Genomic DNA, 16385 nt, shown 5'->3' with positions numbered 1-16385 from the left:
AGACAGGCCGGTGGCGCCACTTAACCCGCGAGATCGGCCGTGCTGCAGCTCTGTCCACATACTCGTGCACATCGGTGGATAACAGAGAGAAGTCACCGCTGACCTGCATACACACAATGTGGTGTCATTGTGGATAGTCCCGGGCCCAGCATTCACCGGCCCCGGGGCGGGGAGCCCGAGCCGTCCTCGTCGCCACCCACTCCGAGCCGAGGCCCGTAGCGTCGACAGCAGTGATCTATCTCATATATTGGTCGCATGTCGACAGAGTCGATACTGCCGGCTATTCGGGAGTTCGTGTCCGCGGGTTTCACGGTCGTGCGGCACGACAAAAGGGCCGGCACTCTGGCCGGCCCTGTTGTCGTCATACATCAGGTGGTGCGCTGGTCGCCCTCGGACTTCGCCACATCCAGGCCCATGGACTCGAGCAGTCGATCGAGGTCCTCGAGATTGCTGAATTCCATCGTGATCTTGCCCTTGCGCTTGCCCACGTCGATCTTCACGGGCGTCTCCAGGCGGTTGGACAGGCGGCTCGTCACGTCCACGACGTGCGGGTCGTAGCTGGTACGGCGCGCAACACGCGTTCCCGTCTCCTGTTGACCACCACGGGACACCAGGCGCTCCACAGCGCGCACGGAAAGCCCCTCCGACACGATGCGCTGGGCGAGCTCCTCCATCAAGGTCTGATCGTCCAGTGCGAGCAGGGCGCGAGCGTGCCCGGCGCTCAGGGCACCGCTGGCAAGTCGACGCTGCACAAGCGCCGGCAGACGCAACAGGCGCAGCGTGTTGGTGATCTGGGGACGAGAACGACCGATGCGGTCGCCGAGCTCGTCCTGCGTGCACCCGAAGTCCTCCAGCAGCTGCTGGTAGGCATTGGCCTCCTCGAGCGGGTTCAGCTGTGCCCGGTGGAGGTTCTCGAGAAGAGCATCGCGCAGGAGATCGTCATCGCTGGTTTCACGGATGATCGCGGGAATCGAGGTGAGCTCTGCCCGTCGGGCGGCACGCCAACGACGCTCACCCATGACGAGCTCGAAGGACTCGCCCTCATCGGTGACGGGGATCGGGCGAACCACGACCGGCTGCAGAACACCGACCTCACGCAGCGAGAACGCCAGCTCGTCGAGTTCGTCGTCATCGAACATCGTGCGCGGGTTGCGCGGGTTCTCCCGGATCTCATGGATCGGGATCTCCGCGAACTCCGCGCCGGGCACGCTGACCAGACCCCGGCGCGAACGATCATCGGCACTGCCCGACTCGACCGTCGCGTCGACCTCCTCCTCCGGCGCGGCATCGGGCTCCGTCGCGGTCTCAGCCTTGGGCTCGCTCTCGGGGGCGGTCTGGGCCTCGGGCTCGGGCTCGGGCTCGGGCGCAGGCTCGGCCTCCGGCGCGGACTCACTCGCGGCCTCTGGCTGGGTGGCTGTTCCCGGGGACGCGGTCGGAGCCGCAGCCTCGACGTCCTCGACCGGCTGAGCGGGAGCGGGCTCTGCGGGCTCGACGTCTACGACCGGGGTGTCCTCGGCGGCCGGAGCGGTCTCCGCGGCCTTGGGGGTCGGGTCCGAGCCAGGGGCCGGGGCCGCAGTCTCCGTCGTCGGAGTCGGCGTCGGAGCGGGGCTCGTCGTCGACGTATCGGGGACCTCCACCGCATCGGCCTTCGCCGGCGCGGCGGGCTCCGTGGCGGCCGTCTTCTTCGCAGGGGTCTTCGCGGTGGAGGGCTGCGCCGGGGATGCCTTGGTGGACGCCTTCGCAGGAGCCTTCCTCGCAGGCGTGGTCTTCTTCGCCGTGGCAGTCTTCTTCGCCGCTGCGGGCTTCTTCGCCGGGGTCTTCTTGGCCGGAGCCTCTGCGACCTCCGCAGGCGCCTCGTCGACCGTCGCCGTGGCGGCGGCAGCAGCCTTGGTCGCCGCGGTGCCGCGGGTCGTCGTGGTGCGCGAGGTGGAGCCGCGGCCCCGACGGGTGGCGGCGGCGCGGGCCATGTCGTCGGCGATGTCGTGGCGTCCGCTGCGGGCGCGCTCCTCGCGCTCCTCGGCCTCGGAGACCCGATCACCGGAGAAGAACATGTCGACCGGACGATCTCGGGCGGTGCGCTCACCGTCCTGCGACGCCGGGCGCACACGAGTGCGCAGCTCCTGCTCGGGAGCGGGGCTGGTCCCCGCGCCCGGGATCAGGGCGCCGAGTCCTCGACCGAGTCCTCGCTTCTGCGTCATGGCCGTTGTCCTTCCGGAATGAATGTCCACCAGGGGAGAGATGCCGGGACACGCACCGCATCATCGTGGTGGTGTCCCGAGGTCACAATCAAGGGGCTGGGCGAATAGTGAGTTCGTGGGCTGCCGCGCGATACGCGAGCGCACCGCTGGATCCCGGGTCGTACGTGAGCACCGTCTGCCCGTAGCTGGGGGCCTCCGAGATCCTCACCGAACGCGGGATCGTGGTCTCCAGAGTCTGCTCGGGGAAGTGCTCACGGACATCCTGGGCGACCTGTGCGGCGAGCCGGGTTCGGGCGTCGTACATGGTCAGCATGATCGAGGAGACCACCAGATCCGGGTTCAGATGCTGGCGGATCAGCTCGATGTTGTTCAGCAGCAGGCTCAGACCCTCGAGAGCGTAGTACTCCGCCTGGATCGGGATGAGCACCTCGCGGGCCGCGACCAGAGCGTTGACGGTCAGCAGGCCCAGCGACGGCGGGCAATCGATCAGCACGTAGTCCAGGCTCGGAAGCCCTTCGTCATCGCGGTGCTCGAGATAGTCGCGGATCGCGTTGCGCAGCCGGTTCTCGCGGGCGACGAGCGAGACCAGCTCGATCTCCGCCCCGGAGAGGTTGATGGTGGCGGGCGCGCACAGCAGGCCGTCCATGTCAGGGACATCCTGGACCACGTCCTGCAAGGGTGCGGACTCGACGAGCACCTCGTACATGCTCGCCACCTCGGCATGGTGCTCGATGTTCAGCGCGGTGGACGTGTTGCCCTGCGGATCCGCGTCGATCACCAGCACGTTCAGACCACCCAGCGCGAGAGCGGCCGCGACGTTGACGGTGGTGGAGGTCTTGCCCACCCCGCCCTTCTGGTTGGCGATCGTGATCACCCTCGTGGTCTCGGGCGCAGCGAACTCGACGCCGTCGAGCTGCTTGCGTCGGGCATGGTCCCTGGCGAGCTCTCGCATCAGCGGAGTGTCCTCCATCGCACCGTGCCCCGGGGAGGAACCCTCGTGCAGATCAGCCACGTACCTCTCCCTTCCTGGTCGCCTGGGCTCGGCGACGCACTTGGACCACTGTAGTGGGAACCTCGACCTCGCCTGCCCCGTACTGCGCGATGCGCGGATCGACCCCGCCCAGCTTGCGCAGCACCTTGTCCGCCTTGGCGACCTCCTCGGCGGCAGAGCCGCCCTTCATCGCCAGCAGCGCACCGTCATCGGCGACCAGCGGGAGCGTCCACCGGGCGAGCTTGTCGAGCGCGGCCACGGCCCGTGCCGTCACCACGTCGAAGGATCGCACGCCGTGCAGGTCCTCGGCCCGCGAGCGCACCACCTCGAGGCCGAGACCGAGCTCGGCATCGACCTCCTCGAGCCAGATCGCACGGCGCTGCATGGTCTCGATCAGGGTGACATCGAGGTCCGGGCGGGCGATCGCGATCACCACGCCCGGCAGCCCGGCACCGGAGCCGACGTCCGCCAGTGTCTTCACGTCGGGACCGATCGCGTCGGTCATCAGCGCGCAGTTGAGGATGTGCCGCTCCCACAGCCGCTCGACCTCGCGCGGACCGATGAGGCCGCGCTCGGGGCCCTGCTCCGCGAGCATGCTCGCGAAACGGTGCGCCAGCTCGAGACGGTCCGTGAACAGACGCTCGGCCGACGGCCGCAGGGATTCGGGGAGGGGGAGCACGATGCGCCTCAGGCTTCCGGGTAGATGACGACGTGACGGTTCTTGCCGTCGCCGTCGGACTCGGAGCGCAGGCCCTCGCGCTTGGCGACGTCGTGGACGACCTTGCGCTCGAAGGGGTTCATCGGCCGCAGCGGCACGGCCTCGCCGCCCTCTCGGGCCTGTGCGACAGCCTGCTCGGCCAGCTCCTCGAGGCTGCCCTTGTGCTCGGCACGGAACCCGCCGATGTCCAGCATCAGTCGGGAGCGGGCGCCGGTACGGGTCTGCACCGCGAGCCGGGTGAGCTCCTGCAGAGCGTCCAGCAGCTCGCCCTTGGGGCGGTTCAGCGTCGCGAGCCGGTCCGCTCCGGCGATCTCCACGGAGGCCCGGTCACCGTCGACATCGATGTCGATGTCGCCGTCCATGTCCGTGATGTCCAGCAGCTCCTCGAGGTAGTCCGCGGCGATGTCGCCCTCCTCCTCGAGCCGACGCATGCGCTCCTCGTCGGTCTCCGGCGTCTCCGCAGTGTCAGCCGCGTCAGCTCCGTCAGTCGCGTCAGCTGCCTCAGCCGTGTCGGCGCTCCCCGCGGTGTCGGTCGTGCCGGCGGCGTCCGCTGCCTCGGTGGTCGCTGCCGCTGCGTCGGCGTGCGCCTCGTGCGACGGGGCAGCGGTCTCCTCGGACGTGGGGACGTCGGACGTGGTGTCGTTCATGTGGATCCTCCGGGGACAAGCTCGGGATGAGAGTCAGGTGCATCCCGGGAGCTTCGATGCTCCCGGGATGCGAGGTCACTTCTTGCGCTTCTTCTTGGCGCCCTTGTTGAGCGCGGAGGCGCCCGACGGCTTCGGCGCGGGCGTCTCGCCCGCAGCCTCCTGGGCCCTGCGCCGCTCCTCGGCCGCCTTCTCGCGGGCCTCTCGAGCGCGCTCGAGCTTCTCCTCGTCGGAGAGCTTCTTGCCGCCCTTGTTCTTCGCCGGCGGCTGCACGCGGATGGCCTGCTCGGGCTCCGGCTCGGCGGAGACCTTCTTGGGCGGGGTGAAGTCGAGGGGCTCCAGGCCCTTCCTCTCCCGCTTGGCATTGATGCGATCGTGGCGCTCGCGCGCGGCGTCGGACCCCGGCGTGGGGGTGGCGCGGATGACGATGTACTGCTGGCCGAAGGTCCACACGTTGGTGGTCAGCCAGTAGATGAGCACACCGATCGGCATGCCGGGCCCCGTGATCACGTAGATGAACGGGAGCATGTACAGCATCATCTTCTGGGTGCTGGCCATGGGGCCCTCGAGGGCCGCCTTCGGCATGTTCTTCATGGTCAGCGACTTCTGGGTGAAGAAGGTGACCGCGCACATGCAGGCGATGATGATGCCCGCGATGATACGGGTGGTGAGCTGGCCGTCGCCGGGCGACAGGAAGCTGTCGGAGATGGTGACGTTCCCGATGAACGCCGAGTTCCGGGCGCTCTGGGCGAGCTCCGGCGTCAGCGGGCCGAAGCCCGCCCCCTCCGCAGCCTCCGGCAGCTTGTAGAACAGCACGCGGAACAGACCGAAGAAGATCGGCATCTGGAGCAGCATGGGCAGGCACGAGGAGAACGGGCTGGCCCCGGCGTCCTTGTAGATCGCCATGGTCTCTTCGGCCATCTTCTGCTTCGAGGCCTGGTCCGTCTTGCCCTTGTACTTCTTCTGCACGGCCTGCAGCTCCGGCGAGACCATCTGCATCGCGCGCGATGCACGGATCTGGCGCACGAACAGCGGGATGATCAGGGTTCGCACCACGACGGTGAGGCCCACGATCGAGAGCACCCAGGTGAGCCCGGCGTCCGGGTCCATGAAGACCGAGAGCATGGCATGGAACTTCACCATGAGCCATGCCACGGCCCATTCGATCGGATACAGGGGGTTCATCGGCCTGGTCTTCCTGCCGCACGGATGCGCATGCCGTTCATGCGAGGTGTCGGCTGTGGTCGGGAATCTGGGTCAAGGGTAGGCCCTAGTGGGCCGGGTGCCGCAGTCGGCGTGGATTCCTCCACATGCCGGGGGCGGGAACAGGATCGGGACCGCCGTGGCTGAGCGGGTTGCAGCGCACGATCCGGCCGGCGGTCAGCAGCGTGCCCTTCACCGCTCCGTGCACTCGCAGGGCGTCCATGCCGTACTGCGAGCACACGGGATCGTACCGGCAGGCCGGCGGGGTGTAGGGCGAGATGCCTACCTGGTAGCCGCGCACCAGCAGTGCGAGCGCCCGACGGGGCAGTCGCAGGACCGACCGCAGCAGCGTGGTCATGAGACGGTCCGTGTGCGGCGCTCGAGCTTGCGCGTCGCGGCGCCGAGAGCCCCGACGACATCGGCCTCGAGCTCGGCGAAGGGCTGCTCATCGATGCCCGGCAGCGCTCGCAGCACGATCCCCGAGCCCGGAGGCAGGGTCTCGAACCGCGAGCGCACGATCTCGCGGAGCCGACGGGTCACACGGTTGCGCACTACGGCGTTGCCGATCCTCTTGGACACGACGAATCCCACGCGGGGTGCGTCCCCCTCCTGCGTGAGCAGGGAGAGGTGCACGACCACGTGGGATCGGGCGCTGCGGACGCCACCACGGGTGACGGCGCGGAACTCGTCGCCGGTGTGCAGCCGGTGACTGGACCAGTTCACGGAGTCATGGGGTGACGCCGCAGGTCACGTCGGGACAGCGACTCAGGCCGAGAGCTCGGCGCGACCCTTGGAACGGCGTGCGTTCAGGATGGCGCGGCCGGCGCGGGTGCGCATGCGGGCGCGGAAGCCGTGCTTCTTCGCGCGACGACGGTTGTTCGGCTGGAACGTGCGCTTGCTCATCGGTTCTCCTCGATCGTGGGCACGGACGTACCCCTCGCGGTGGTCTGGTGGTCGTGCTGCACGAACGGACTGTTCGGGCGCACCCGCTCTCGCGGGGCGGCTGCCGGAGACCGTGTCGGGACGGCGCGCAGCGCTGACTGCATGATCTTAGGAGCGAGTGCGCGAAGGGTCAACGGAGAACGACCTCCACAGGCCCGTTGTGGCCGGTTTCTCACTGTGTCCGGCGTTTCGCGACCCTCGGCGCCGCGAGAGCTGTGACAGGCCGAACGGATAGAACGGAGTCCGTACCAGCACGGACACCCGCGCAGCCCGGGGAACGAGTTTCCGGTCACGAGCGGCGGGGACGAGGACTTGTCCACACTGTTGATCCACAATACAGCGGCTATTGTGGAAAACTACCTGGACCGCCGATCGCCCCCGTACGGAGAAACTTGATGACTGACGCGAACGTCGCCGCGATCTGGGAGCGCACCCTGGCCACCCTGCGTCGAGACGGCAACGTGTCCCAGCGCGTCATCGCCCTGCTCACGCTGTCCCGCCTGATGGCCGTCGTGGCAGAGACTGCCCTGGTCGCAGCCCCTTCCACCTCCGCGAAGGAGCTGTTCGAGCACCGCATCGCGGGCCCCCTGGCCGCCGCCCTCAGCGACGCCTACGGCAGCGAGCTGCGGTTCGCGGTCACGGTCGACGAGACGCTCTTCGCCGATGACGACGATGACCCGGCGCCTGCTGCGGCTCCGACCCCGGCCGCCGCCCCCGGCAGTGCACATGGTGTGGACAGACTTGTGGAAACTCCGGTGCACGACTCCTACACGGCCCCCTTCCGACGTGACGAGGGCTCCGTGCTCCCCGCGAGCGATCAGCCCGGCCGCGCCGCCCTGCCCTCCTCCGTCCCGTCTCCGGCTGCCGGCCCGTTCTCCAGCGAGGACCGCTTCTCCCTCGGGGGCGCCTACACCGGCACCGCGGCCGACGACCCCAGCGCCTATGCCGGCTTCTCCGCCACGACCGGCTCGTCGGCGCCGTCGCCGCTGCCCGCACCGCGTCGCCCGGCCCGGACCGGACAGTCCACTCTCGGCGAGGACTCCCGGCTGAACGCGAAGTACACCTTCGACACGTTCGTGATCGGGTCCTCCAACCGCTTCGCCCAGGCAGCGGCGTCGGCCGTCGCGGAGACTCCCGCCAAGGCGTACAACCCGCTGTTCATCTACGGCGGCTCGGGTCTGGGCAAGACCCACCTGCTGCATGCCGTCGGCCATTACGCGCAGAGCCTCTACCCGGACGTGGTCGTGCGGTACGTGAACTCCGAGGAGTTCACCAACGACTTCATCAACTCCGTGCAGTCCGGCCAGTTCGGCAAGGCGCAGGAGTTCCAGCGCCGCTACCGCGACATCGACATCCTGCTCATCGACGACATCCAGTTCCTGCAGCGTGCGCCCGAGACGATGGAAGCCTTCTTCCACACGTTCAACACGCTGTACAACACGGACAAGCAGATCGTCATCACCTCGGACCTCCCCCCGAAGGAGCTCGGCGGCTTCGAGAACCGCATGCGCTCGCGCTTCGAGATGGGCCTGATGACCGACGTGCAGCCGCCGGACCTCGAGACCCGCATCGCGATCCTGCGCAAGAAGGTCGCGCAGGAGAACACCGGCGAGGTCCCTCATGACGTGCTGGAGTACATCGCCTCGCACATCGCGACCAACATCCGTGAGCTCGAAGGGGCGCTGATCCGCGTGCAGGCGCTGCACTCGCTCTCCCGCCAGCCGATGGACGTCACGCTTGCCGAGAGCGTGCTGAAGGATCTGCTCTCCCACGACGACGGCACCCAGATCACGGCGTCGACGATCATCGCCCAGACCGCTACCTACTTCAATCTGTCGGTCGACGAGATCGTCGGCAGCGGACGGTCGCGCCGGCTGGTCTCCGCCCGGCAGATCGGCATGTACCTGTGTCGCGAGCTCACGGACATGCCGCTGATCCGCATCGGCGACGAGTTCGGTGGCCGCGACCACACCACCGTGATGCACGCCAACAAGAAGATCAGCGAACTCATGAAGGAGCGCCGCGCGATCTTCAATCAGGTCACCGAGCTCACCGCGCGGATCAAGAGCTCCAACTCCCGCCCCCGCGGCTGAGGCCGCCCCGCTCGCGAGTCCCGAACACCGCGAACAACAGAGCAGGTCACCGCGCAGTTCTCCCCAATTGTGGATAACTCTGTGGACAATGTGGAACCGACGAGTCCCACGCACACCCCGATGTGCACGGAGGAATGACAAGAATCCGCGGGAGCCGGCGACCTGTGCACAGCCGGCGCACGAGAAGTGCGCAGCGCTCAACGCTCCGTCCACGAGGGCTCTGAACCGTGGGAGCTGGGACGATCGCGGTTATCCACGATGTGCACAGCCGTGATGAAGAGGACTGTAGTTCTCAGCTCAAGGGGGGTGTGGACGGGCCGGGGTGCCGGGGAGCGACGTCGGCGTCATGTCATTTCGGGTGCCGGGGAGGGTTCTTCAGCCCGGACGAGACGAGTGATCCCCGGGTACCGGCGCGGGTCGCTGTCAAGGATCCAGGCCGGTGTGTCGCCCGCAGGCCGAGGAAACCGATACGCTGTCCCCCGTTCTGGCTTTCGACCACTGCGAAGGAGTGGCAAAGGTGAAGTTCCACCTCGATCGCGGCGTCCTCGGTGACGCCGTCTCCTGGGCCACTCGAACCCTCCCTGTGCGACCGGCGATGCCGATCCTGCAGGGCGTGCGGATCGTGGCTGATTCCAGTGGTGAGCTGCAGCTTTCCACGTTCGACTACGAAGTGAGCGCACAGATCCGGCTGGATGCCGAGGTCGAGCAGCCCGGCGAGGTCCTGGTGCAGGGACGGATGCTGTCCGACATCGTTCGAGCGCTGCCCAACAAGGACGTCTCGATCGCCCTCGAGGGCACGAAGCTGCAGGTCAGATGCGGTTCCGCGCGGTTCGCACTGGCCACCCTCCCGGTCGAGGAGTACCCGCAGCTGCCGAGCATGCCCCCGGTCGCCGGCTCCGTCGCGGCCGACGTCTTCTCCGAGGCGATCAGCCAGGTCACGGTCGCCGCCTCGAAGGACGACACCCTCCCGCTGCTGACGGGCGTGAAGGTCGAGATCTCCGGCGAGACCATGACGCTCATGGCCACCGACCGCTATCGCCTCGCGCTGCGGGAGCTGACCTGGAACCCGGCCACCCCGGGCACCGAGCAGACGGCGCTCGTGCGCGGTCGCACCCTGCATGAGGTCGCACGCTCCCTGGCCACCGGCGGCAGCGTCGAGATCGCTCTGGCCGAGGACGACTCCGCCCACCTCATCGGCTTCGAGGCCGGCGGCCGCCGCACGACCTCCACGCTGGTCGACGGCGAGTACCCGCCCGTGAGGCGACTCTTCCCGGACACCACCGCGATCACCGCCGTGGTCTCCACCGGTGCCCTCATCGATGCCGTCAAGCGCGTCTCCCTGGTCGCCGAGCGGAACACCCCGGTGAGACTGTCCTTCGCGGAGGGACAGGTCGCGCTCGAGGCCGGTGCAGGTGACGACGCACAGGCCAGTGAGGTCCTCGAGGCACACCTCGAGGGCGAGGACCTGGTCGTGGGCTTCAACTCGGGCTTCCTGCTCGACGGCCTCGGCGCCCTGGGCACCGAGTTCGCCCGGCTCACGTTCACCGACTCCATCAAGCCCTCGGTCATGAGCGGTCAGGACTCCCTCGAGGGCGTGCCCGACACCTCGTACAAGTACCTGATCATGCCGATGCGGATCTGAGCGTGGGAGTGGTCCGTCCATGCAGCTGACCGCTCTCGACCTCACCGACTACCGCTCGTACGAACGCCTCACGCTGCCCGTCACCTCGGGCATCACCGTGCTGGTCGGCAAGAACGGGCAGGGCAAGACCAACATCGTCGAGGCCGTCTGGTATCTGGCGACGCTGTCGAGCCATCGGGTCCCCCACGACGCCGCCCTCGTACGACGGGGCGAATCGACCGCGATCATCCGGGCGAGCTTCGTGCGGGCAGGGCGGAACCTGCAGGTCGACCTCGAGATCACGCCGGGCAAGTCCAACCGGGCTCGGGTCCAGGGCCAGAACGTCGCGCGGCTGCGCGACCTGCTCGGCGAGGTCCGGGCCGTGCTCTTCGCCCCTGAGGATCTCGGCCTCATCAAGGGGGATCCGGAAGGCCGCCGCCGCTTCCTCGACGAGCTCCTCTTCGAGATCGCGCCGCGCTTCGCGTCGGTCAAAGCGGATTACGACCGCGTCCTCAAGCAGCGCAGCAACCTGCTCAAGCAGATGCGATCGATGCGTCGGGGCGGAGCCGGGCGCAGCGTCGCGGGCCTCGATCCGGCGGATTCGGCCTCGAGCACTCTGGAGGTCTGGGACCAGCAGCTCGCCCGCTTCGGCGCCGAGCTTCTGCGCGCCCGGCTGCACCTGGTGAACCGTCTGCGCCCGCATCTGGGCTACTCGTACCTCCGGGTGGCGACGGACGAGGGTGCCGAGGAATCCCTGGACCTCCCCCCGGACCAGCGCGGGAACCTCTCCTCCCCGGCCGATGTGGCATATCGGTCCACCGTGCTCGACGAGCTCGGCACCGAAGCCGGAGAGCTGCCCGGCACCCAGGAGATCCATGACTGCCTGCTCGGGCTGCTCGCCTCGCGTCACGACGACGAGATCGACCGCGGCGTCACCCTGACCGGACCGCACCGCGACGACCTGGAGATCCGGCTGCACGACTTCCCCGCCAAGGGCTATGCGAGCCACGGCGAGTCCTGGTCCTTGGCCCTCGCCCTGCGCCTGGCCAGCTACGACCTGCTCCGTCTCGAGGAGGGCGATCTCGGCGACGGCGAACCGATCCTCATCCTCGACGACGTGTTCAGCGAGCTCGACGTGCACCGGCGCGAACGGCTGGGCCGCATCGTCACCAGCGCCTCCCAGGTGCTGATCACCACCGCCAACGACACCGACATCCCCGGCTCGCTGGACGGCGAGATCCATGTGGTCGACGTCAGCCTCGGCGACGCGACGCCGCGGGATCCGCGCGACGGAGGCCTGCGATGACGACGCCGCGATCCGGGAACGGACAGCGGCCGCGGCTCGCGAACCCGTACGATCTCTCGACCTGGCGAGGCCCCCAGGAGCCGGACCAGCAGGCCTCCCGGACCGTGGAACGGCACCCCGGGACAGCAGCTCCTCGACGTCCGCCGGGCACCGCCGGGCAGCGTCGGCCGGCGTCGGAGCGCGATCAGGAGCGGGTCGCGGGGCCGGATGAGTTCTACGACCCGCCCGAGCTGCCGCCGTCGACCGACCCCTTCGAACTCGCCCGGCGCACCGTGAACCGCTCCCGTGCCGCGGCCCGGGACCGCGGACTCTTCCCGATCTCCGCGAAGACCCAGGCCAGAGACGTGCGCGACCGCTCGGGCAGCGCCCCCGGCTACTCCGGATCCCGCCCGGACCCGCGAGACCCGCAGGGCATCGAGCTGGTGCTGAAGAAGGTGCTGGGAAACCTCGGCTGGAACGCCGGCATGGATGCCGGACGGGTGCTCGAGGAATGGGACGAGATCGTGGGCGAGAGGCTCGCGACCCACTGCCGTCCGGTCTCCCTCGAGGACGGGGTGCTCATGGTCAGCGCGTCCTCCTCGGCCTGGGCCTCCCAGCTGCGCATGCTCACCCCGCAGCTCATCACCGCGATCGAGGAGCACATCGGCTCCCACGTGATCTCCGAGCTGCGCGTGACCGGTCCGGCCTCTGCCGAGCGCACCTGGAAGAAGGGCCGACGCACCGTCACCTGGCGCGGACCGCGCGACACATACGGATGAGCTCCTGCTACCGTGAGTGCTGACGAGCTGACAAGCTCGCGTGCACTGGGGTCGGTGAAATTCCGAGCCGGCGGTGATAGTCCGCGACCCGATGGCCTCTGGCCCTCGGCTGACCAGGTGGAACTCCTGGACCGACGGTCAGAGTCCGGATGGGAAGCGCACGCGAACGACGTCCTCGGGCGGCTCTTCGCCGTGCACCCCGGTGCACCGGCGAACGCTCCTCGGGCGACGACGTCTCCGCACCCTTCCCCTCCCTCCGGAACCGCGAGCTGCGGACCGAGGGAGAGAGACCATGCTGGCCCACGCCGAGACCGCGGCCCTGCGCCGTGCGCTGGAGATCGCTGCGGACCCCGCCGTGCCCTTGGGCCCGAATCCCCGTGTGGGCTGCGTGCTGCTCGATGCCCACGGAGCGGTGATCGCGGAGGGACACCACCGCGGGGCCGGCACGCCGCATGCCGAGATCGACGCCCTGAGTCGCGCGTCCGTCTCCGTCGCCGGAGCCACCGCCCTCGTCACCCTGGAACCCTGCGCCCATCACGGACGCACCGGGCCCTGCGCCGACGCGCTGCTCGAGGCCGGAGTGGCGCGGGTCGTGGTCGCCCGGCGTGACCCGAACCCGCTCGCGACCGGCGGCGTCGAGACCCTGCGTGCCGCCGGCATCGACGTCGAGCTGGACGTGCCCGAGGACCTCGCTGCCGCGGCCGGCCTGCTCAATCGCGGCTGGGAGCACGGCCTGCAGCACGACCGCCCCCTGGTCACCGCCAAGACGGCGCTCACGCTCGACGGCCGGGTCGCCGCGGCGGACGGCAGCAGCCGTTGGATCACCGGCGAGGAGGCCCGCAGCGAGGTCCACGACCTGCGCGCCACCTGCGACGTCGTGCTCATCGGCGCCGGCACCGCCCGGATCGACCAGCCCTCTCTCACCGCCCGCCGCCCCGACGGGACCCTGCTCCCGCACCAGCCTCTCCGCGTGGTGATGGGCACCGGCGACATCCCCCCGCTGCCCGCTCCGGCGGGTGCGGGAGACACGCTCCTCCTGCGCACACACGACCCGTCGGCCGCCCTCGCGGAGCTCTTCGCGCACGGCCGACGCCATGTCCTGCTCGAGGGCGGGCCCACCGTGACCGGCGCCTTCCTGCGCGCCGGGCTGGTCGATGAGCTGATCGTGCACCTGGCCCCCACCCTGCTGGGCGCCGGACCACCGGGCGTCGGCGACCTGGGGATCACCACGATCTCCGAGCGCCTGGACCTGGACCTCGTGGAGGTCGCCCCCCGCGGCTGCGACCTCCGCCTCACCCTCCGCCTCCGAACCGCCTGACCTGGAAGGACCCCCATGTTCACCGGAATCATCGAAGAACTCGGCACCGTCGAGTCGCTCACCTCACCGGCGGATCCTGCCCGCCTCACGATCCGCTCCCCGCAGGTCCTGGCCGGCATCGCCCTGGGCGACTCGATCGCCGTGAACGGCTGCTGCCTCACCGTGACCGCAGAGGACGGCGAGACCTGGAGCGCCGACGTCATCGCCACCACGCTCGAGGCCACCACCCTCGGCGGGCTCGCCGCCGGTGACCCCGTCAACCTCGAGCGCTGCGTACGGGTCGACGGACGCCTGGACGGCCACATCGTGCAGGGCCATGTGGACGCGACCGGCGAGATCCTCGACCGGGAGGAGGAGGCAGGCACCACCCGCCTGCGGATCCAGCTGCCCGCGGGCCTGGCCCGTTATGTGGTCGCGAAGGGATCGCTGGCCGTGGACGGCGTGAGCCTCACCGTCGCCGCGATCGACGGCGACGAGGTGACGATCGGGTTGATCCCGGAGACCCTCGCCCGCACCACCCTGGGCCGACGGGACATCGGCCACCGCGTGAACCTCGAGGTCGACGTGCTGGCCAAGCACGTCGAGAAGCTGCTGTTCGCCGAGGGGGCGCGCCGATGAGCACGCTGCGACTGGACTCCGTCGAGCAGGCCCTCGCCGCACTCTCCGTCGGAGCGCCCGTGGTGGTCGTGGACGACGAGGACCGCGAGAACGAGGGCGACCTGATCCTGGCCGCCTCGGCCGCGACCGCGCAGACCCTGGCCTTCGCGGTCCGCTACTCGAGCGGCCTGCTGTGCGCTCCGATGACGGCGGCGAGGGCGGATGCCCTGCAGCTGCCGCTGATGGTCGCCGAGAACGCGGACCCGCTGCGCACCGCCTACACCGTGAGCGTCGACGCCTCCGCCGACGTGACCACCGGGATCAGCGCGGCCGACCGTGCCCGCACCCTGCAGGTCCTCGCCGATCCGGGCTCGGCCCCCGCGGACCTGATCCGTCCCGGCCACGTGCTGCCCCTGCGTGCCCGCGACGGCGGCGTGCTCGAGCGCCGCGGCCACACCGAGGCGGCGGTGGACCTCACGCGTCTGGCCGGCCTGCCCGAGGTCGGCATGATCGTCGAGCTCGTGCACGATGACGGCACCATGATGCGCGGACCGGCGCTGCGGGAGTTCGCCGACCAGCACGACCTGGTGATGATCTCGATCGAGGCGCTCGTGGCGCACCGTCGGGCGCTCGAGGCCGATCCCCTCGAGATGACGGAGCCGGTGGACCTGCCCACCGAGCACGGCACCTTCCGTGCCCTGGCCGTGCGCGACGGCTCCGCCGAGCATCTGGTGCTCGTGCGCGGGGACGTCACGACCGACGACCCGGTGCTGACCCGGGTGCACTCCGAATGCATGACCGGGGACGTGTTCGGCTCCCGCCGCTGCGACTGCGGTCCGCAGCTGCAGGAGTCCCTGGCGCGGATCGAGGCCGCCGGCCGCGGCGTGCTCGTCCTGCTGCGCGGCCACGAGGGGCGAGGGATCGGCCTGGTGCAGAAGCTGCGCGCCTACGCGCTGCAGGATTCCGGCCGCGACACCGTCGAGGCGAACCTCGACCTGGGCCTGCCGGTCGACGCCCGCAGCTTCGAGGCGGTGCCGCGGATCCTCGCGCGCCTCGGCGTGGGGAGCGTCCACCTGCTCACCCACAACCCCGCCAAGGCCGAGGCGCTGCGCGCGGGCGGCCTCGACGTCGCCGCGGTCGTGGACCTCGGCACCCACCCCACCCCCGAGAACCTCGCGTATCTCACCACCAAGCGGGACCGACTGGGCCACCATCTCGTCGGCCTCCCCACCACCCCTGAAGGAGACGCTGCATGAGCGGACACGGAAGCCCCAGCCTGACCACCACCTCCCACCCCGACCTGCGGGTCGCGATCGTCGCCGCCTCCTGGCACCAGGAGGTCATGGACGGCCTGCTCGACGGTGCGCTGCGCGGCTGCACCGAGGCGGGGATCACCGGCCCCACCGTGGTGCGGGCCCCCGGCTCCTTCGAGCTGCCGGTGATCGCCGACCGTCTCGCCCGCACCCACGACGCCGTGATCGCGCTCGGCGTCGTGATCCGGGGCGGCACCCCGCACTTCGAGTACGTCTGCTCGGCGGCGACCGATGGACTCTCCCGGGTGGCCCTGGACCACGGGGTTCCCGTCGGTTTCGGGCTGTTGACCTGCGATGACGAGGAGCAGGCGCTGGACCGATCGGGTCGCGAGGGCTCGAGCGAGGACAAGGGCCACGAGGCGGCGACCGCCGCGCTGGCCACCGCCGCGGTGCTCGCGGAGCTCTGAGCGCGAGGTCGCCTGCCCAGGCGGCTCTATGCCGCGATATCACCCCGCCTGAGGCAGGGGACCCCGGCGACCGCCTCCGAAACGGCTTCCTGAGGCCGCCGAGGGCCGTCTGAGGCCGATCCTGCGTCGCGTTCTCCACAGGATCGGCCGCGTCAATAGGTTCACGGGCCTCAGTCGGCTAGAATGGTGGTGTTCGGCCGACGTCCTCGCGGATCTCGATGCCGTCGGCTCGATCGCTGTGGCCTACGGGTGCCTTACGCGCGTGTGCGCGCGAGA

At 69.7% G+C, this 16385-nt stretch carries 16 protein-coding genes and 1 riboswitch; of the genes, 8 read left to right on the top strand and 8 right to left on the bottom strand.

All coding sequences use genetic code 11. The features are described from left to right. Window positions 1-368: 368 nt before the first annotated feature. The 8 genes from CIK71_RS15315 to rpmH all read right to left on the bottom strand — a co-directional run bounded on the left by CIK71_RS15315 (window position 369) and on the right by rpmH (window position 6657). Window positions 369-2198: a ParB/RepB/Spo0J family partition protein gene (locus CIK71_RS15315; RefSeq protein WP_096166554.1), complete on the bottom strand. Its 1830-nt coding sequence runs from the start codon at window positions 2196-2198 to the stop codon at window positions 369-371. Between the two features lie 88 nt (window positions 2199-2286). Beyond that, window positions 2287-3168 (bottom strand): ParA family protein, encoded by an 882-nt coding sequence (locus tag CIK71_RS15310; RefSeq protein WP_096166587.1) that lies wholly within the window; start codon window positions 3166-3168, stop codon window positions 2287-2289. A gap of 34 nt (window positions 3169-3202) precedes the next feature. Next, window positions 3203-3868 (bottom strand): 16S rRNA (guanine(527)-N(7))-methyltransferase RsmG, encoded by a 666-nt coding sequence (gene rsmG, locus CIK71_RS15305; protein WP_096166553.1) that lies wholly within the window; start codon window positions 3866-3868, stop codon window positions 3203-3205. A gap of 8 nt (window positions 3869-3876) precedes the next feature. Continuing rightward, the gene (locus CIK71_RS15300) at window positions 3877-4554 is read right to left on the bottom strand and encodes a Jag family protein (RefSeq protein WP_096166552.1); all 678 of its coding nucleotides are present in this window, start codon (window positions 4552-4554) and stop codon (window positions 3877-3879) included. A gap of 75 nt (window positions 4555-4629) precedes the next feature. Further along, window positions 4630-5736, bottom strand: a complete 1107-nt coding sequence (gene yidC, locus CIK71_RS15295; protein WP_096166551.1) for a membrane protein insertase YidC — start codon at window positions 5734-5736, stop codon at window positions 4630-4632. Window positions 5737-5821: 85 nt separating this feature from the next. Further along, the gene (gene yidD / locus CIK71_RS15290) at window positions 5822-6112 is read right to left on the bottom strand and encodes a membrane protein insertion efficiency factor YidD (RefSeq protein WP_096166550.1); all 291 of its coding nucleotides are present in this window, start codon (window positions 6110-6112) and stop codon (window positions 5822-5824) included. Then, window positions 6109-6477 carry a ribonuclease P protein component gene (gene rnpA / locus CIK71_RS15285; protein ID WP_096166549.1) on the bottom strand — a complete coding sequence of 123 codons (369 nt, stop codon included), beginning with the start codon at window positions 6475-6477 and terminating at the stop codon, window positions 6109-6111. Before rnpA ends, yidD begins: the two co-directional genes overlap by 4 nt. Before the next feature lie 42 nt (window positions 6478-6519). Then, on the bottom strand, window positions 6520-6657 hold the full coding sequence (rpmH, locus tag CIK71_RS15280; protein ID WP_096166548.1) for a 50S ribosomal protein L34: 138 nt from the start codon (window positions 6655-6657) through the stop codon (window positions 6520-6522). A 434-nt stretch (window positions 6658-7091) separates the two neighbouring features. Between rpmH and dnaA the strand changes: the two genes are divergently transcribed. The 8 genes from dnaA to ribH all read left to right on the top strand — a co-directional run bounded on the left by dnaA (window position 7092) and on the right by ribH (window position 16109). Continuing rightward, window positions 7092-8789 (top strand): chromosomal replication initiator protein DnaA, encoded by a 1698-nt coding sequence (gene dnaA, locus CIK71_RS15275; protein WP_096166547.1) that lies wholly within the window; start codon window positions 7092-7094, stop codon window positions 8787-8789. A gap of 517 nt (window positions 8790-9306) precedes the next feature. Next, the gene (gene dnaN / locus CIK71_RS15270) at window positions 9307-10431 is read left to right on the top strand and encodes a DNA polymerase III subunit beta (RefSeq protein ID WP_096166546.1); all 1125 of its coding nucleotides are present in this window, start codon (window positions 9307-9309) and stop codon (window positions 10429-10431) included. A gap of 19 nt (window positions 10432-10450) precedes the next feature. Continuing rightward, entirely contained in the window at window positions 10451-11716 is a 1266-nt protein-coding gene (gene recF / locus CIK71_RS15265; RefSeq protein WP_096166545.1) for a DNA replication/repair protein RecF, read from the top strand. Next, window positions 11713-12474 (top strand): DciA family protein, encoded by a 762-nt coding sequence (locus CIK71_RS15260; RefSeq protein WP_096166544.1) that lies wholly within the window; start codon window positions 11713-11715, stop codon window positions 12472-12474. Before recF ends, CIK71_RS15260 begins: the two co-directional genes overlap by 4 nt. 36 nt (window positions 12475-12510) lie before the next feature. Continuing rightward, window positions 12511-12640: riboswitch (FMN riboswitch) on the top strand. Window positions 12641-12766: 126 nt separating this feature from the next. Then, window positions 12767-13792: a bifunctional diaminohydroxyphosphoribosylaminopyrimidine deaminase/5-amino-6-(5-phosphoribosylamino)uracil reductase RibD gene (ribD, locus tag CIK71_RS15255; protein ID WP_096166543.1), complete on the top strand. Its 1026-nt coding sequence runs from the start codon at window positions 12767-12769 to the stop codon at window positions 13790-13792. Window positions 13793-13807: 15 nt separating this feature from the next. Next, window positions 13808-14410: a riboflavin synthase gene (locus CIK71_RS15250; RefSeq protein ID WP_096166542.1), complete on the top strand. Its 603-nt coding sequence runs from the start codon at window positions 13808-13810 to the stop codon at window positions 14408-14410. Then, on the top strand, window positions 14407-15645 hold the full coding sequence (ribB, locus tag CIK71_RS15245) for a 3,4-dihydroxy-2-butanone-4-phosphate synthase (RefSeq protein WP_096166541.1): 1239 nt from the start codon (window positions 14407-14409) through the stop codon (window positions 15643-15645). Before CIK71_RS15250 ends, ribB begins: the two co-directional genes overlap by 4 nt. Beyond that, a complete protein-coding gene (gene ribH, locus CIK71_RS15240; RefSeq protein WP_096166540.1) occupies window positions 15642-16109 on the top strand; it encodes a 6,7-dimethyl-8-ribityllumazine synthase in 468 nt (155 codons plus the stop codon). The genes ribB and ribH overlap by 4 nt, the downstream gene beginning before the upstream one ends. Window positions 16110-16385 lie beyond the last annotated feature (276 nt).

This window comes from Brachybacterium alimentarium (assembly GCF_002332425.1).
GTDB classification, from domain to species: Bacteria; Actinomycetota; Actinomycetes; order Actinomycetales; family Dermabacteraceae; genus Brachybacterium; species Brachybacterium alimentarium.
Note: the sequence above shows the minus strand (reverse complement) of the source record. Positions and strands in the feature narration are given on the sequence as shown.

Bases quoted from the DNA above. Each gene is read 5' to 3' on its own strand.
- yidD (WP_096166550.1), bottom strand. From the start codon at position 6,112: ATGACCACGCTGCTGCGGTCGGTCCTGCGACTGCCCCGTCGGGCGCTC.
- CIK71_RS15250 (WP_096166542.1), top strand. From the start codon at position 13,808: ATGTTCACCGGAATCATCGAAGAACTCGGCACCGTCGAGTCGCTCACC.
- rpmH (WP_096166548.1), bottom strand. From the start codon at position 6,657: ATGAGCAAGCGCACGTTCCAGCCGAACAACCGTCGTCGCGCGAAGAAG.
- CIK71_RS15300 (WP_096166552.1), bottom strand. From the start codon at position 4,554: ATGAACGACACCACGTCCGACGTCCCCACGTCCGAGGAGACCGCTGCC.
- ribB (WP_096166541.1), top strand. From the start codon at position 14,407: ATGAGCACGCTGCGACTGGACTCCGTCGAGCAGGCCCTCGCCGCACTC.
- CIK71_RS15260 (WP_096166544.1), top strand. From the start codon at position 11,713: ATGACGACGCCGCGATCCGGGAACGGACAGCGGCCGCGGCTCGCGAAC.
- CIK71_RS15310 (WP_096166587.1), bottom strand. From the start codon at position 3,168: ATGGAGGACACTCCGCTGATGCGAGAGCTCGCCAGGGACCATGCCCGA.
- recF (WP_096166545.1), top strand. From the start codon at position 10,451: ATGCAGCTGACCGCTCTCGACCTCACCGACTACCGCTCGTACGAACGC.
- dnaA (WP_096166547.1), top strand. From the start codon at position 7,092: ATGACTGACGCGAACGTCGCCGCGATCTGGGAGCGCACCCTGGCCACC.
- yidC (WP_096166551.1), bottom strand. From the start codon at position 5,736: ATGAACCCCCTGTATCCGATCGAATGGGCCGTGGCATGGCTCATGGTG.
- ribH (WP_096166540.1), top strand. From the start codon at position 15,642: ATGAGCGGACACGGAAGCCCCAGCCTGACCACCACCTCCCACCCCGAC.
- ribD (WP_096166543.1), top strand. From the start codon at position 12,767: ATGCTGGCCCACGCCGAGACCGCGGCCCTGCGCCGTGCGCTGGAGATC.
- CIK71_RS15315 (WP_096166554.1), bottom strand. From the start codon at position 2,198: ATGACGCAGAAGCGAGGACTCGGTCGAGGACTCGGCGCCCTGATCCCG.